This is a genomic window from Tepidiforma thermophila (genome assembly GCF_002563855.1).
In the GTDB taxonomy this organism is placed as follows: Bacteria; Chloroflexota; Dehalococcoidia; order Tepidiformales; family Tepidiformaceae; genus Tepidiforma; species Tepidiforma thermophila.
The window spans coordinates 505,843-521,663 of record NZ_PDJQ01000001.1; the positions used below are offsets into that span (position 1 = coordinate 505,843).

A 15,821-nucleotide genomic window follows, 5' to 3' on the forward strand; every position below is an offset into this window, starting at 1 on the left:
GCGACCCTGCCATGAACCTCCACCAGAAGCTTGAGTCCCAAGGTTGGGACTTTGTCGCCCACATTCCCCTACCCGACCGGCCAGGCAGGTTCACTGATCCCCGCAACCTTCCATTGCGCCCAACAACCCTCTCGTGGCTGACGAAGCATTATTCATCAATTTACAGCCACCAGGCCGAGGCCATACGCCACGTCGCAAAGCAGCAGAATGTCCTCTTGGCAACAGGAACCGCCTCCGGGAAGACATTGGTCTTTCATGTGGCAGCACTCGAACACCTCCAGACCGAACCGGATTCCCGGATTCTTGCGGTCTATCCCTTGAAGGCGCTCGCCGCCGAGCAAGAGCTCAGGTGGAAACAAGTACTCAACCACCTTGGCATTCAGGCCACAGTCGCACGCATCGACGGGAGCGTTCCGGTTGCAACCCGCACTAAGCTCATTGCAACACATCGCATCATCTTAGCAACGCCCGATGTCATCCACGCCTGGCTTTTATCTCATCTAGCTGACAAGGCCATAGTTAGGTTTCTCCGTCACCTCCGGCTCATTATTCTCGACGAATTACACACATACACGGGCGTGTTCGGCTCTAATTGCGCGTTCTTATTTCGCCGCCTCCGTCATGCTCTCCGGGAGCTGCGCTCTCCAAATCGTTTCCTCCTCGCTTCTGCAACCATCAACGACCCAGAAACAACAGTAAAGCACCTCCTGGGAATACCCTGCCATATCATTGCACCTGAGGACGACGGCTCTCCTCGCCATCCAACCGATATCTATTTATTGAAACCTCCCGGCGAACGGGACGCATTGACGGAAACAAGCAATTTCCTCCGCTCCCTCACTGCTGAACAAAGAGATGAAGCATTTATTGCGTTCGTAAATAGCAGGAAACAGACCGAACAATTGGCGGCTATCGCCCTGCGCTTCCAAGAGGACGAGGCAGATTGCAGCGACCAACAAATGGAAGTCCAAGTTCACGACGACGCTTTTTCCGAATTGTATTCTCCAAAGATTCTGCCATATCGTGCTGGATACGAAGACCGCGACAGGTCCGCAATCCAGCATGCGCTTACTTCGGGAACGATCAGCGGAGTAATTTCAACAAGCGCCCTGGAACTTGGCCTCGACATTTCCGGACTAACAACAGCTGTTCTTTTCGGAGTACCTCCCACCGCCACTTCGCTATGGCAAAGGATTGGGCGCGTCGGGAGGAATAAACCTGGTCGCGTTTACATCATCTATTCTGGTTCACCGTTGGACGATCACGTTTTTGCCGAACCACAGCGCCTACTTGAAAGACCGCTCGAATCGCCTGCATTGTATCTCAATAATCAGAGGATCCAGTACATCCACGCTCTTTGCGTCGCGCGCCCAGGCGGCGAACATGATCAGCTGCACCAGTCACAGTCAACAGAAGAGTTCACCACTCACATCGAGTGGCCAGATGGATTCATAGATCTCTGCAACGCTGAACGTTCGGGAAACGTTCCGAAAGAACTTCTGCCCCTTAAGCACGAGGCAGGGGACGATCCGCATCATGCGTATCCCTTACGTGACGTCGAATCTCAGTATCAAGTCGAATATCGAATGGGATCAGAACTTCGAAGCCTGGGGCGGTTATCTTTTTCTCAGGTAATGCGAGAAGCTTATCCAGGGGCAATCTACTATTACATTACGAGCCCTTATCGAGTATACCAAGTTCTTCCCCAGCAGCGACTGATCCGAGTGCGAAAAGAGCGACACTATTTCACTCAGCCAATGGCTCTCCCATTTGGTCTATTTCCTCGGCTTGACCAGGAGTCTATTTTGCGAATTGGACGACTGGGGCGAATCTACCTCCTAGAGACCGAGCTGCTAGCTCGTGAATCAGTTGTCGGTTTTCGAGAACGTAGAGGGCTCAATACTTTCACTGTTAATTACCCGCTAGACGAAGAGCGGGGGTATCGATATTCTTTGACAAACTTTTCTCGCTATTTTTCGACTTCTGGATGTCTATTGTTTCATCCGGAATTTTTGTCGTACAAAGATTCACTGCACACAGTGAGTAAAATTCTATTTGAAGCGTTTATGATTTGCCTGCCATTTGATAGACAGGACATTGGTTTCGGTTCGGGAGACATCAAAGCCGATTTCGGTGAAATCAGGTCTGGTGATCGATTTCTCGCAATATTTGATCGAACATACGGGAGCTTGCGGCTTTCTGGTTCCTTATTTGACGGAGAGAACCTTTTAAATACTGTCTCGTTCGCCTTAGAAATATCAAAACAACGACATTACTCTGGCGGAACAATTGAAGGTGAGCTTGTTGGTGAAGATCATGTGAAATTGCTTTCGGTCCTCCAGAATGAAGTCCGTTCTCATTCAATCGAATGGTTATCGAAATCAAAGGAATCCTCGAAAAATTCCGATGCGGTTCGTGTCATCGTTCCTGGAAGCAAAGGAATCAACGTAGTAAACGGTCAGGAATTTTTAGTTGAGAGCGTATTTTTCCATCCTGGAACGGGAGAGTTGCGGTATCGCGGAAAGAATGAGTCATCGAAAGATCATGTAGACATACTTAGCATTGGCTTGGTCAGTGAGATCCCTGGGGTGTCAACTATCGGATTTTACGATCTCGATCTTGGCACCATAGTTGAGGCGAGTGATTATTTTCAATCATGACCAAGATGGGGCTGTGGCCTGGTTGCCCAGGGCGGCCCCTTCACCGCCGCCGGTAGCGCCCTGCCAGCTCGCCGGCGGCGATGGCGTGCCGGGCGATCTCCCGCTCCACGTCGTCCCGCGGGGCGCCCGGGCCTGCCGCGAGCGGTGCATCGAGCGCATAGATGAGGAAGCGGTAGCGGTGCTCCTTCCCCCGCGGGGGACACGGCCCGCCGTAGCCCGCGCGGCCAAAGTCGTTCTTCGCCTCGATCGTCCCCGGCGGCATCGGCCCGCCCGGTGAGGCGCCGGAATCGAGCGCGTCCACCTCCGCGGGCAGGTTCCAGGCCAGCCAGTGCACGAACCCGCCGGCGTCGGGGTCATCGACGACGATGGCGAAGGCAACTGTCCCCTCGGGCGCGCCCTCCCAGCGGAGCGGCGGCGAGCGGTCGGGGCCGTCGCACGTGTACCCAGGCGGGATGGCTGCGCCGTCGGTGAAGGCCGGGCTCGTCACCGCCAGGCGGCCGGGCGGCTCCGGCAGGTCGAGCGGCTCGCGGCCGCCGCAGGCCGGGGCGAGGAGCGCGGCAGCGGCGAGGGCGCCGAAGGTCAGCCAGGAGCGGAAGCGTTCCATGGCGTCATCACCCCGGGCTGGAGGGTACACCGGCAGGGGCCGGCGTGTTGACGCATCCCCCGGCCCGGGGGGCTATACTCCGCCCGGCCCCGCGGCGCGGGGGCGCACGGCGCCCCGGCTTCCCGCGGCGGACCGGAGGGAGCGCATGGCACCAGACGAGCCCTCGCCCGTTTACCGGCGGCTGCGCCGGTACAACCTCGTCATGGGGCTGGTGCACCTCGCGCAGGGTGCGGCGGTCCTCGCCCTCAGCAACGATTTCGCGCTGCCCGTCCACGCCACCTTCATGGAAGGGCCGCCGGGCCGGGAGCCGCCGCGCCTCGAGCACCTGTTCGACCTGCGCATCGGGCCGGCTGTCGCCGCCTTCCTCTTCCTCTCGGCGGCGGCCCACCTGCTCCTCGTGCTCCCGGGCGTCTTCGACTGGTACCGGCGGAACCTCGAACGCCAGCGGAACGATGCGCGCTGGATTGAGTACTCGGTCAGCGCCTCGCTGATGGTGGTGCTGATCGCGATGCTGACCGGCATCGGCGATATCGCCGCGCTGGTCGCCATCTTCGGTGTCAACGCCGCGATGATCTTCTTCGGGCTCGTGCAGGAGCACAGCGAACGCCCCGGCGAGGGCCGGCTCCTGCCGTTCTGGCTCGGGTGCATCGCCGGCGCGGTGCCGTGGCTGGCGATCGGCATCTACCTTCTCACGCCGGGGTCGCCGGGCGAGCCGCCGGCGTTCGTCTACGGCATCTTCATTTCGCTGTTCATCTTCTTCAATGTGTTCGCGCTGAACATGTGGCTGCAGTACCGGCGCATCGGCCCCTGGCGGAGCTACCTGTTCGGCGAGGCGGTCTACATCTTCCTCAGCCTGGCGGCGAAGTCGGCGCTGGCCTGGCAGGTCTTCGCCTCAACCCTGGTCGACTAATACTTCCGAACGCCGTACGCCGAGATGCGCTCCCAGGCGCCGGCGGTCCACCAGCCAAGGATGCTGCTGATGTGGTAGGCCACGGCGTCGACGTCCACGCGGCGCTCCGGCGTGCTGTGGACCAGCCCCACGGCCTCCACGCAGCCGTCGTCGGTCAGCCGGTAGGGGATGCGCGTGACGATGTACCGGGTCCAGCTCCGCGCGATGAGGAGTTCGCCCTCGGCCATGATGCCGAGCCACTTGTCCTCCATCTCCCGCGGCAGGAGCCCGCGGCGCAGCCAGCGGGATTCGACCGGGCTGAAGATGTGGTGGAAATCGAACTCCACCGTCTTCCAGCCGGGGTACGGCTGGAGCTCCTTGCTCCAGTGGATGAGCCGCCCGAGCCACTCGGACGTGGGCGGGGGCGGCTCGGGGATCGGCTCCCCGGCGAGGCCGTACCAGCCGCGGGCCTCCTCAATAACGTCGAGGTCGAGGGTGACGGTGCGGCGGCGCGGCATGCGTCGACGATACGCCGCCGGGGCGACAGGTGGCGTCGCGCTGGCGCCGCCGGGGCCGGCCTACGATGCCGCAGCGGCACCGCTGCCGGCGGGGAGCGCCTCCGTCTTCCGCCGGCGGCGGCCCATCGCCTTCGCCACCGCCGCCACAAAGTTCGGGGCCGTGCCGACGTAGTCGTGCGGGAGCTTCACCATCGGCCGGCGGAACTTCGGGTGGCGCTCCACGTAGGCCTGGACCTCCTCGAGCGTCACGCCGTACTCGTCGAGCGCCCGCTGGAGCTCCTCGCGCGCCTTCTGCTTCGCCTCGAAGAGCTTCATCTGCACGCGGCTCTTCACGTTGACCTCGCTGTCGCCGGAGGTCTCGATCGGGATGAAGACGCTGTCCGCCAGTTCGCTGACGACCTTCGACTGGACGCCGTCGGACTGGGTGCTGGGCATGCAGCCGAACGGCTTGATCGAGGTGACCATGTGCGCCTTGCGGTGGAGCACAGCGTGGAAGTGCTTGCCGACTTCCATATGCCCTTCGCCGCCGCCGATGCGGACGTTGTAGTAGTCGCCGGCGTACTCGGCGAGCTGCTTCTGGGAGACGAGCGGGTCGGTCCGGAAGGTGAGGGCCGAGCGATAGAAGTTGTAGAAGCTCTTGTAGGCGCAGAGGGCGATCCAGAGGGCGAGGAGCCGGCGCCGGGCGCCCTGGCGGATGCCGATGCTCTCCTTCGTGCGGGAGAAGGCGCTCCAGAGGATGTAGTCGATCCAGGTTCCGACCGGCTCGGCGACCACCTCCGCGCCTTCCGCCACGAGCCACCGCTGCAGGTGGTAGCTGCCGTCGCCCTCCGTGGTCTGGGCCCAGAACTCGCCGGTGATCTTGACCTTCGGGCGGACGCGGAGGAAGTCGACCTCGATCTCGTTGAAGCGGGAGCGGATGCGGCGCAGCGCCAGCCAGAGCGAGCGGCCGTTGCGGAACGTTTCGCCGAGATGTTCCCGCGCCCAGTGGAGGACGGCGTCGGTCGCGCCGGGCTCGACTTCGTACGGGCGGATGCGGTGCGCCATCGTGTTGACGATGTCGGAGGCGATGATGGCCCGGAGGATCGCGAGGTAGAAGGAAGTATCGAGGACGAGGCCGTCGTGTTTCGGCCCGGCACCGAGGAGGCCGTTCTCCTCGAGGCCGCCGGTCTGCTGGAAGATGAGCACCCGGAAGTTGGGGAAGCCGGCCTCCGTGAGCGCCTTGCGGTACTCCGATTCGTACATTCCGAAGCGGCAGGGGCCGCAGGCGCCGGCGGTGAGGAACACGTACCGGTCTTCGATATCGGTTTCGCCGGCGGCGCGCAGTTCGAGCAGGTATTTCACGAGGTTTCCGACCGTGTAGTAGGTCGGGTTGCACTGGCCGCGGTTGCCGTACTCCTTGCCGAGGGCCATGGCGGCGTTATCGGGCACCGGCAGGGGGCGCACGCGGTAGCCGAGCCCCTCGGCGGCGGCGCCGATCAGGTCATCGTGCGTCCGCGTCAGGCCGCCGAAGAGGATGGTCACCCTGTCGCGCTCCTCCCGGGTGAAGGGCCGCTCAACGGGGCGGCGGAAGTGGCGAACCTCCCTGGCCGGTACGCCGAGGGCCTCGCGGAGCTCGGCTTCGTAGGCGCGCGTCTTCTCGAGGATGTCGTCTTCGCTGATGAACTGCTGCTGCATCTCTGCAACCTCCCAACGGCTGATGGGTGAAGGGCCCGGCGGCCCCGGACTAGAGCGAGGTGATGTCGATGAGCTGGCGCTGGCCGGCGGGAGCGCAGCCCGTGGCGCAGGCACCCCCGGCGCAGCCGCCGCAGGCTGCCGCGGCAGCCCCCGAAGAGCTCATGGCGATGCCGAGCGGCACCAGCCCCTCCCAGTTCCGCGGCGCGGGCACGTCGGCGGCCGGGCGCGCGCGCCCGTATCCGCTGCGCAGGGCGGCCTCATAGGCGCGCACGGCCTCGCGGATGCGGACCTCGGCCTCCGCTTCGGCGCGGAGCCGGTCTTCATAGCGGCGGAGGAAGTAGGCGATCGTCTCGACCCGGATCTTGATCGAGCCGGAGGGGCGGTTTTCGTCGATATCGTGGAAGGTGAAGTACGGCGTCCCCGTCGCCGCCACGATCTCCTCGACGACGTTGTAGATCGGGGCATCGTGCCCGCACTTGAAGTTCGAAAGGTCGAGCGCGACGAGGTTGGGGTGGCGGGCGACGTACTTCGCGCCCCAGATCTTCCGGCTGGAGTTCTCGGAGTAGGCGTTCTTCCAGGCGTCGCGGATATCGCGCGGGCTGCGGATGACGCCCTGCCGCACCTCCTCGCCGAAGAGCCGCTCGAGGATGTCCTCGTCATCCGGCAGCGTGTCGACCGTGAAGATCGGGTAGCCGCACTTCTGGATCTCTTCGAGGATGCCGTGGTTGAGCCCGGGGTCGTTGTGGTAGGGGCGCCCGAGGAGGACGACGCCGACCCGGTGCTCGCGCTCGAGCTGCTCGAGGACGGCGCGGGCGCGCGCGCGGAGGCTTTTCCGGTGCCGTTCGAGCGCGAGCCAGCCCTGCCGCACGGCGAACGCGTTCTCCTCCCGCGAGACGTCGCCGAGGGCGGCGCGGGCGAACTGGAGCAGCTGGCGCTCGAGCAGGGGCGGGTCGGCCATCGCGAGCACGGGGTCGAAGTACCGGATGCCGAACCCGGCGAAGACGTCGCCCTCCTTGGTGAACGCCGCGCGGACGACGTTCGGGGTCGCGGCCACGGTCGGGCAGGCGGCCGAATCAAGGGTGTGCTCCAGCTCGGAGGGGAGGCTGATGACCGACGGGAAGAAGATGATGTCCGGCTTCCGCCGCCCGTAGACGAGCTGGTGGACATGAGCGAGGGCGACCTTGCTCGGGAAGCACTGGTCGATCGACCCCCGCCGGGAGCCCTCCTTCCACATCGTCTCGTTCGTGAACTCGGAGAAGAAGATGCTGGAGGGCTTGAGGCCGAGGCTCTCGAAGTAGGCCGTGAAGAACGGCGCGAGCGAGTACATGTTGAGCACCCGCGGCATGCCGACGGTGAGCTCGGCGCGGCGGGCCCGGTCGCCCCGGCTGCCCCAGGGGCGTTTGCGCAGCCAGCCGCGGCGCGGCTCCGGGGCCTGCTCCGCCTCCTGGGAGCGGAACGCCTCCCGGGCTGCGAGGTCGGCAAAGTCGGGGTGGGCCCGGCGCAGCTCATCGAGGCGCGCCTTGATCGCCTTCATATCGGTCACGTCTTCGACGGCGCCCTTTTCGCAGGTGGCGACGATGTAGCGGCGCGCCTCGCCCTGCGGCGTCTTCGTATCGATGAAGGTGCGGAGGCAGCTGTTCTTGCAGAAATGGCAGCGGGTCGATTCATCCCTGCGGGCGGTGAATTCGAGCTGCTCGGCCGCCTCGAAGCCGATAAAGGAGGTGGAGCGCACGCCGGCCACGCGCATCGCCTCCAGCGCCGCCCCGATGGCGCCCGATTCGCCGCAGTAGCGGTGGACGAAGACCTCGGCATCCGGCACCCGCGAGCGGATGAAATCGACCTGGGCCTTGACGGCGGCGAGGTTGTACTGGGTGCCGCCCTGGAGGAGGAAGCGGCGCCCGAGCCGGGCGAGGTTCGGCTCCTGCACCACATAGAGCCAGATGTTCTTCGGGAGGACGGCGGCCAGGCCGGCCATGATCTCCTCCCGCGTCCAGCCCAGCTGCTGGAAGTTCACGATGTCGGATTCCATGAACACCGCGCAGCCGTAGCTGAAGACCGGCGTCCGCCGGGCCGTGAACGCCGTCTCGGCGTACTGCTCGACCCGGTAGCCGAACCGCTGCGCCGTGGACTGGAGGAAGTAGCCGTTGCCGGCCGAGCACTGGGTGTTCAGGCGGAAGTCCTTCACCTTCCCACCCTGGAGCATGATGACCTTGATGTCCTGCCCGCCGACATCGCAGATGACATCGATGTCGCGGTAGTAGTGGAGCGCTGAGAGGGTGTGGGCCACCGTTTCGACGACGGCCACATCGGCCCCGAGGGTCTCCTTCAGCATGTCCTTGGCGTAGCCGGTCGTGCCGATGGCGCCGACTTCGAGGCGGGCGCCCTGCGCTTCCACCTGGCGGCGGAGGTCGGCGAGGATGGCGCGCACGTCGTCGATCGGGTTGCCGGCCGAGAGCCGGTACGCCCGGGCGAGGAGGGTGCCGTCCCGGTCCATCACCACGCCCTTGGTGGAGGTCGATCCGCCGTCGACGCCGATGAAGCCCTCGACCACCTGGCCCGGGCGGAAGGCCGGCGGCCCGAACGGCGGCAGCCGGTACCGCTCAGCGAAGGCAGCGGCCTCTTCGGGGCTGCTGACGAGCGGCGGGCCGCCCGTCGCCTCGCGGAGATGGTCGCGGCCGTGCTCCACATACGCTTCGAGGGCGGCGCGGCCACGGTACCGCCCGACCCCGTCTTCCTCGGCGAGGCCGTAGCGGGCAGCGCCCAGGGCCGCGAAGTACTGGGCATCGGGCGGGACGACCACGAGCTCCCGGGGGTCGACCCCTTCCGGCAGCGGGAAGCGGCGCTCCTCCCAGAGGCGGGGGATGTGGTTCCGCCAGGCGTCGCGGAGGCCCGGCAGGAAGGTGTTCGGGCCGCCGAGGAGGAGCACGCGCGGGCGGAGCGTATTGCCGCGCGTCAGCACGCTCAGGTTCTGCTGAACAATGGCATCGAAGAGCGAGGCGATGAGCTCTTCGGCCGGGACGCCCTGCTTCTGCAGCCCGTTGATGTCGGTCTCGGCGAAGATGCCGCACTTGCCGGCGACCGGGTGGATGCGGATGCCGTCGTAGCGCAGCTCCGCCAGCGCTTCGGGGGAGATGCCGAGCTTGGCCCGGATCTTGTCGATGACGGCGCCGGTGCCGCCCGCGCACTTATCGTTCATGCTGGGCAGCTTCCGCTTCCGCCCCGTGGCCGGGTCTTCGACCCAGATGATGATCTTGGCGTCCTGCCCGCCGAGCTCGATGACGGAGCCCGTGCCGGGTTCGAAGTGCTCGACGGCGAGCGAGACGGCGTTCACCTCCTGCACGAACTTCGCGCCGATCAGGTCGGCGAGCGCGTTGCCGCCGCTCCCGGTGATGAAGACCCGGAACCGCTCCGGCGGGCCGCCGAACGCGGCCTCGATCCGCTCGAGGAATTCGAGCACCTTCTCCGGCTGGCGGGTCTCATGGCGCTGGTAGTCCTTCCAGAGGATCGCGAACGAGGCCGGGTCGACCACCACCGCCTTCACCGTCGTCGACCCGACGTCGAGGCCGACGAGCAGCTCACCGCGTGCTCGTTCGTCGTTCATGCTCTGCCTCCACAGCGCGGAACTGTCCCTTGCTGGGGAAGGCTAGGGAGGGCGCGCCCGGCTGATTACGCGCGAACGTCCCTGCATTACTGGTCCATTCGTTCCTCGTTGGGGCAACCGGTGTCACCAGTTTGCGGCGAACCGGGCCCGCTCACCGGCCGGCGGCAGCCCGCGACTGCTCGTAGAACTCCAGCACGCGCGCAGCAATCCGGGGCCAGGCAAAGGCGGCGGCATGCTCCCGGCCCGCCCCGGAGAACGCGGCGGCGAGCCCGCTATCGCCCAGCACACGGTCCAGCGCGGCAGCCAGCGCGGCGGGGTCGCGCGGGGGGACGAGCAGGCCGTTCTGCCCGTGCGTCACCACTGCGCGGAACCCGGGGATATCGGAGGCCACGACCGGCGCCCCCGCAGCCATCGCCTCGAGCAGGACAATGCCGAACGACTCGTTGCCGGTGTTCGGGGCGCAGAACGCGGCAGCATGCTGGTAGTAGGCGGGGAGCAGCGCCCCGGGGACGTAGCCGGCGAAGTGGACGCCGCGCAGGCCGGCCCAGCGCACCCAGGCCTCGTACTCCTTCCGCCGGGCGCCGTCGCCCACGGCCACCAGGCGGACCCCCGGGCGCTGCGCCGCCAGCAGCTGAAACGCCTGGAGCAGCACCGGCAGCCCTTTCCGTGATTCGAACCGGCCGACGAACAGGACGTACGGCCGGAGCGCCGCCAGTTCGGGAGGACAGGGGGCTTCGGACTGGAAGCGCTCGACGTCGACGCCGTTGGGGATGATTTCGTACGTGCCGGGGAAGTACCGCTGCGTAAAGGCCGCCGCGGCCGGGGAGACGGCGATCCGCCCGTGGAGCCGGGCCGCCCAGCGGCGCAGCACGGGCCGGGTCAGCCAGTAGAGCCGGCTGCCGCCCTCGTGCGCGGCGTGGAAGGTGCCGACATTGACCGATTGCGAATAGCGCAGGAACACGGGCGGGAGCGCCGGCACCAGCGGTTCGTGGAGGTGGATGACATCGAACGGTTCGCGTTCGAGCAGCCGCCGCACCGCGCCGAGGATGCTCGGCGAGAAGGTGACCCGGGCGAGCGAGCCGCCGGAGGGGATCGGCACCGAGCGGCCGAGGGTGATGTGGTAGGGGTCGGGCTCCCGCTGCGGCGGCCCGGGGGCGAAGGTGCGGACATCGTGGCCGCGCCGCCGCATCTCCACCGCGAGGTGCTCGACATGGGCGTTCACGCCGCTCGGGAAGGTCATGTCATAGGGCGAGACGAGGGCGATGCGCATGCCGGTGCCGCGGGTTATACACCAGCCGGCCGCTACGGGCGCCGGGGCGGCCCGTCTCGTTTGCGCCTTCCGCCCCCTCCCGGCCGCTGCTAGAATGGACCGGCACCAGTTCTGGAAACAGTCCAGTTCCCGGGACCGGCCGCCCGGCGCCGCGGCGCCGGAACCTGTCATCCGCCAATCCACCCAGCTTTCCGGAGGAAACGAACCGACCGATGTCTGCCAACGGCACGATGAAGCTCAAAGGCAAACGGAACCGCGACTGGTGGCCCAACCAGCCCGACCTCTCCCTGCTCCGCAGGAACCACCCGAACTCCGACCCGATGGACCCCGGCTTCGATTACCGCAAGGAGCTCGAAACGCTCGATGTCGAACAGCTCCGCCGGGACATCTACGAGCTGATGACGACCCCGCAGGACTGGTGGCCCGCCGACTACGGCCACTACGGCCCGCTCTTCATCCGCATGACCTGGCACGCGGCCGGCACCTACCGCGTGCACGACGGCCGCGGCGGCGCCTCCCGCGGCACGATGCGGTTCGACCCCCTCGCCAGCTGGCCCGACAACGCTAACCTCGATAAGGCCCGCCGCCTCCTCTGGCCGATCAAGAAGAAGTACGGCAACAAGATCTCCTGGGCCGACCTCATCGCCTTCGCCGGCAACTGCGCCCTCGAATCGATGGGCTTCAAGACCGTCGGCTTCGCCTTCGGCCGCGAAGACGTCTGGGAGCCGGAGGATATCGACTGGGGCCCCGAAGACGAGTGGCTCGGCGACGAGCGGCACTACGGCGAGCGCGAGCTCGATGAGCCGTACGCCGCCATCCAGATGGGCCTCATCTACGTGAACCCGGAGGGCCCGAACGCCGTCCCCAGCGCCCTGGCCGCCGCGAAGGACATCCGCGAATCGTTCGGCCGGATGGCGATGAACGACGAAGAGACCGTGGCGCTGATCGCCGGCGGCCACGCCTTCGGCAAGACCCACGGCGCGAACCCCGCGAGCTACGTCGGCCCCGAGCCGGGCGGCGCCCCGCTGCATGAGCAGGGGCTCGGCTGGAAGAACAGCTACGGCACCGGCAAGGGCCCCGATACCTACACCAGCGGCCTCGAAGGCGCCTGGACCCCGACCCCCACAAAGTGGGACAACTCCTACCTCGAGCTGCTCTTCAAGTACAACTGGGACCTCACCAAGAGCCCGGCCGGCGCCTGGCAGTGGGTGCCCACCGACCCCGAGGCGCAAAACCTCGTCCCCGACGCGCATGACCCCTCGAAGCGGCACGCGCCAATCATGCTCACCACCGACCTGGCCCTGAAGATGGACCCGGTTTACGAGAAGATCGCGCGCCGCTTCCTCGAGCACCCGGAGGAGCTGGAGGACGCCTTCGCCCGCGCCTGGTTCAAGCTCATCCACCGCGACCTCGGGCCGGTCACCCGCTACCTCGGCCCGCTCGTCCCGAAGGAGACCTGGACCTGGCAGGACCCGATCCCGCCGGTCGACCACCCGCTCATCGATGCCGATGACATCGCGAAGCTGAAGGCCGACCTCCTCGGCTCCGGCCTCTCCGTCTCCGACCTCGTCTTCACGGCCTGGGCCGCGGCCTCGAGCTACCGCGGCACCGACCGCCGCGGCGGCGCCAACGGCGCCCGCATCCGCCTCGCTCCCCAGAAGGACTGGCCCGCGAACGACCCGCCGCGCCTCGCCCGCATCCTCGGCGTGCTCGAAGGCATCCAGCAGCGGTTCAACGCCCAGGCGGCGGGCGGCAAGCGCGTCTCCCTCGCCGACCTCATCGTGCTCGGCGGCTGCGCCGCGGTCGAGAAGGCGGCGAAGGATGCCGGCTTCGACATCACCGTGCCGTTCACCCCGGGCCGGATGGACGCCACGCAGGAGCAGACCGACGTCGAGTCGTTCGGCTACCTCGAACCGAAGGCCGACGGCTTCCGCAACTTCCGCAAGCCCGGCCTGAAGAAGCGGGCCGAGCACCTGCTCGTGGAAAAGGCCGCGCTCCTCGAGCTCACCCCGCCGGAGATGACCGTGCTCGTCGGCGGGATGCGCGCCCTGGCGGCGAACAGCGGCGAGACGAAGCTCGGCGTGCTGACGAACCGGCCGGGCGTCCTCACCAACGACTTCTTCGTCAACCTGCTCGATATGAACACCCAGTGGGTGCCGACGAGCGAGGCTGAGGAGGAGTACGAAGGCCGCGACCGGGCGACCGGCGCCGTGAAGTGGACGGCCACCCGGGTCGACCTCGTCTTCGGGCACAACGCCGAGCTGCGGGCCCTGGCCGAGGTGTACGCCTGCGACGACGCGCAGGAGAAGTTGGTGCGCGACTTCGTGAAGGCCTGGGACAAGGTGATGAACCTCGACCGGTTCGACCTGCACAAGTAAGGCGCAGGCCGTTCACGCAAGGAACCGCGGGGCCCGGGCGCGCTGCCCGGGCCCTGCTGCTTCTCCTTATTGTCGGCGCAGCTGGAGGCGTGGGTGCGGCAGGCGGCGGCGCTGGAGGGGTTGGGGGTGGTAGGGGGTGTCCGGCCCCGCTACAATCCCGAACACCGTTCGAGCGCCGGGGCCGGAGCGCGCCCCTACCTCACACTCCCCGGCTCGACATCACACCGGAGGAGTTCCACCATGCAGTTCACCAGCGAAACCACCGAACAGGGCGTCACCGAGCGCGGCTTCGACCTCCACGTCGAGGGCGAACGCGTCCCCGGCATCCTCTGGCTGCCCGAGGGCGCAACCGGCCCCCGCCCGCTGCTCCTCCTCTGCCACGGCGGCATGCAGCACAAGCGGGTCGACACCATCCTCGCCAAGGCCCGGAGCTTCGTCCGTCACCTGGGCTACGCCTGCATCAGCATCGACAACCCCGGCCACGGCGAGCGCGCCAGCGAGGCCGAGCTGGCGCAGGCCCGCGCCCTCCGCGGTGCCACCAGCCTCCCGCCCATCGACCCCGGGCGGATGAAGCAGCTGGCAGCGCGCGTGGCCCGCGCCGTCGGCGAATGGAAGGCCGTGCTGGATGCCGCGCAGGCCCTGCCGGAGGTCGGCGACGGCCCCGTCGGCTGGTGGGGCCTTTCCATGGGCACCGCCATCGGCGTCCCGTTCGTCGCCGGCGAACCGCGGGTTCGCGCCGCCGTCCTCGGCCTCGCCGGGGTCCGCAACGAGGAGTTCGGGCGGCTCGCCCGGCAGATTACCGTCCCGGCGATGGTCATGTGCCAGTGGGACGACGAGGTGGCCCCGCGCGATTCGGTGCTCGCCCTGTTCGATGCCCTCGGTTCGAGCGACAAGACGCTCCACGCCAACCCCGGCCGCCATGTGCAGGTGCCGCCCTACGAGCGCCAGGCGTGGGAAGAGTTCTTCGCCCGCCACCTCGGCCGGGCCAGCTCGCCCCCGGCGCCCGGTGCGTGAGCCCCCTTGCCGCGCCCCGCCGCCGGCAGGCATCCTCGAACCGCGCCGGGCGCCGGCAGCACCGCTACGGGAGGAGCAGGATGGAACTCGCTGGGAAGGCCGCCGGCATCACGGTCGACCTCGGCTGGACGGCGGCGTAGGCGGCGCGGCGGGGGACGTCCGGGCCATCACGTCTTTCCCCAGCCTGTCCGGGGCATCTGCGGGGCTGAACGTACAATGAATGCGCGGGCCGCTCCGCCCGCGGGTGTGCTATGGAGTCCGAACCGTACGTTTCTCCTGTTCTTGCGGCGGGCGCGATCGCGACGGTCTTCGCCGTGCTGTTCGCTATGCTCGCCGCCGAGCACCCTGCCGCCGCGGCCATCCGCCGGCTGGTCACGGTCCACGGGCAGAAGCTGATGTTCGGCATCGCCGGGATCGCGATGGCCGGGTCGCTCTATTACTCCGAATACGTCCACTTCACGCCGTGCGAACTCTGCTGGTTCCAGCGGATCGCGATGTACCCCCTGGCGATCCTGCTCGGCGTGGCGCTGGTCACGCGCAGCCGGCTCGATGCCCGCTACGTGGTGACGCTGGCCGGCGCCGGGCTGGCCATTTCCATCTACCACTACCAGCTCGAACTCTTCCCCGACCAGGCGGCGCTCTGCACCGGCGAAGCGGTTTCGTGCACGGTCCGCTTCGTGGAGGAGTTCGGGTTCGTGTCGATCCCGTTCATGGCGGGGTGCGCGTTCCTCTCGGTCCTGCTGCTGCAGGCCGCGGCCTGGCGGGTCCGCTACCTGGAGGAGCGCGGCCTGGTGTGAGGGGGCGGCGAGGCTGAGGCGGGGCCTTGCACCGTTACATCGTCTCTGCCCCGCCCCTCGCCGCCCGGTGCGCTGCCTTGTCGCCGCTTGAATCCGTACGATGGCCCTGACCAAGCCGACCAGTTACTCTTGTCTGTTAGTCAATGCCATAGCCTCAATATCAGTGTCTTCAATATTCACCCAAACCTCATGACGGTACATATGTGTCGTCTGAGAGTTAGCGATGAAACGACTCATCGCATATTAATCAACGATACTTATGCAAGCAAGGGCAGCTTTGACAGCCACGACTCATGCAATTGAGCATTCGACGAGCGATATCTTTCCAAGAAATCCCAAAAGCTTCAACGAATTCTCGTACTTTGAATTGATCCCATCTGGAATTATGGTTCTCCAGTTGCGATATATACGATTGA

The 15,821-nt window shown here is 66.4% G+C and carries 10 protein-coding genes; 5 read left to right on the forward strand and 5 right to left on the reverse strand.

What is annotated here, in order from left to right; genetic code table 11:
* Positions 1 to 11 precede the first annotated feature (11 nt).
* On the forward strand, positions 12 to 2,660 hold the full coding sequence (locus A9A59_RS13635) for a DEAD/DEAH box helicase (RefSeq protein WP_133117480.1): 2,649 nt from the start codon (positions 12 to 14) through the stop codon (positions 2,658 to 2,660).
* A 40-nt stretch (positions 2,661 to 2,700) separates the two neighbouring features.
* Here the strand turns inward: A9A59_RS13635 and A9A59_RS02445 are convergent, their stop codons facing one another.
* Positions 2,701 to 3,264 (reverse strand): YbhB/YbcL family Raf kinase inhibitor-like protein, encoded by a 564-nt coding sequence (locus A9A59_RS02445; RefSeq protein WP_098502764.1) that lies wholly within the window; start codon positions 3,262 to 3,264, stop codon positions 2,701 to 2,703.
* 145 nt (positions 3,265 to 3,409) lie between these two features.
* Here A9A59_RS02445 and heR point away from each other — a divergent pair, with 145 nt between their 5' ends.
* Positions 3,410 to 4,174, forward strand: a complete 765-nt coding sequence (gene heR, locus A9A59_RS02450) for a heliorhodopsin HeR (RefSeq protein ID WP_098502765.1) — start codon at positions 3,410 to 3,412, stop codon at positions 4,172 to 4,174.
* Here the strand turns inward: heR and A9A59_RS02455 are convergent.
* From A9A59_RS02455 to A9A59_RS02470, 4 genes are all read right to left on the reverse strand, one after another.
* Entirely contained in the window at positions 4,171 to 4,671 is a 501-nt protein-coding gene (locus A9A59_RS02455) for a hypothetical protein (protein WP_098502766.1), read from the reverse strand. The two genes, heR and A9A59_RS02455, sit on opposite strands and share 4 nt — an antisense overlap.
* Before the next feature lie 60 nt (positions 4,672 to 4,731).
* Positions 4,732 to 6,345, reverse strand: coding sequence for a 2-hydroxyglutaryl-CoA dehydratase (locus A9A59_RS02460; RefSeq protein WP_165772447.1), 1,614 nt, complete (start codon positions 6,343 to 6,345; stop codon positions 4,732 to 4,734).
* Between the two features lie 49 nt (positions 6,346 to 6,394).
* Entirely contained in the window at positions 6,395 to 9,946 is a 3,552-nt protein-coding gene (locus A9A59_RS02465) for a BadF/BadG/BcrA/BcrD ATPase family protein (RefSeq protein WP_098502767.1), read from the reverse strand.
* A gap of 151 nt (positions 9,947 to 10,097) precedes the next feature.
* Positions 10,098 to 11,216 carry a glycosyltransferase family 4 protein gene (locus A9A59_RS02470; RefSeq protein ID WP_098502768.1) on the reverse strand — a complete coding sequence of 373 codons (1,119 nt, stop codon included), beginning with the start codon at positions 11,214 to 11,216 and terminating at the stop codon, positions 10,098 to 10,100.
* Between the two features lie 212 nt (positions 11,217 to 11,428).
* On the opposite strand from A9A59_RS02470, the gene katG reads away from it, so the two are divergent.
* From katG to A9A59_RS02485, 3 genes are all read left to right on the forward strand, one after another.
* On the forward strand, positions 11,429 to 13,594 hold the full coding sequence (katG, locus tag A9A59_RS02475; RefSeq protein ID WP_278286761.1) for a catalase/peroxidase HPI: 2,166 nt from the start codon (positions 11,429 to 11,431) through the stop codon (positions 13,592 to 13,594).
* Between the two features lie 240 nt (positions 13,595 to 13,834).
* Entirely contained in the window at positions 13,835 to 14,608 is a 774-nt protein-coding gene (locus tag A9A59_RS02480; protein WP_098502769.1) for a dienelactone hydrolase family protein, read from the forward strand.
* 251 nt (positions 14,609 to 14,859) lie between these two features.
* On the forward strand, positions 14,860 to 15,405 hold the full coding sequence (locus A9A59_RS02485; protein WP_098502770.1) for a disulfide bond formation protein B: 546 nt from the start codon (positions 14,860 to 14,862) through the stop codon (positions 15,403 to 15,405).
* Positions 15,406 to 15,821: the final 416 nt, after the last annotated feature.

Bases quoted from the DNA above. Each gene is read 5' to 3' on its own strand.
- A9A59_RS02485 (WP_098502770.1), top strand. From the start codon at position 14,860: ATGGAGTCCGAACCGTACGTTTCTCCTGTTCTTGCGGCGGGCGCGATC.
- A9A59_RS02455 (WP_098502766.1), bottom strand. From the start codon at position 4,671: ATGCCGCGCCGCCGCACCGTCACCCTCGACCTCGACGTTATTGAGGAG.
- A9A59_RS02465 (WP_098502767.1), bottom strand. From the start codon at position 9,946: ATGAACGACGAACGAGCACGCGGTGAGCTGCTCGTCGGCCTCGACGTC.
- heR (WP_098502765.1), top strand. From the start codon at position 3,410: ATGGCACCAGACGAGCCCTCGCCCGTTTACCGGCGGCTGCGCCGGTAC.
- A9A59_RS02445 (WP_098502764.1), bottom strand. From the start codon at position 3,264: ATGGAACGCTTCCGCTCCTGGCTGACCTTCGGCGCCCTCGCCGCTGCC.
- A9A59_RS02460 (WP_165772447.1), bottom strand. From the start codon at position 6,345: ATGCAGCAGCAGTTCATCAGCGAAGACGACATCCTCGAGAAGACGCGC.
- A9A59_RS02470 (WP_098502768.1), bottom strand. From the start codon at position 11,216: ATGCGCATCGCCCTCGTCTCGCCCTATGACATGACCTTCCCGAGCGGC.
- A9A59_RS02480 (WP_098502769.1), top strand. From the start codon at position 13,835: ATGCAGTTCACCAGCGAAACCACCGAACAGGGCGTCACCGAGCGCGGC.
- A9A59_RS13635 (WP_133117480.1), top strand. From the start codon at position 12: ATGAACCTCCACCAGAAGCTTGAGTCCCAAGGTTGGGACTTTGTCGCC.
- katG (WP_278286761.1), top strand. From the start codon at position 11,429: ATGTCTGCCAACGGCACGATGAAGCTCAAAGGCAAACGGAACCGCGAC.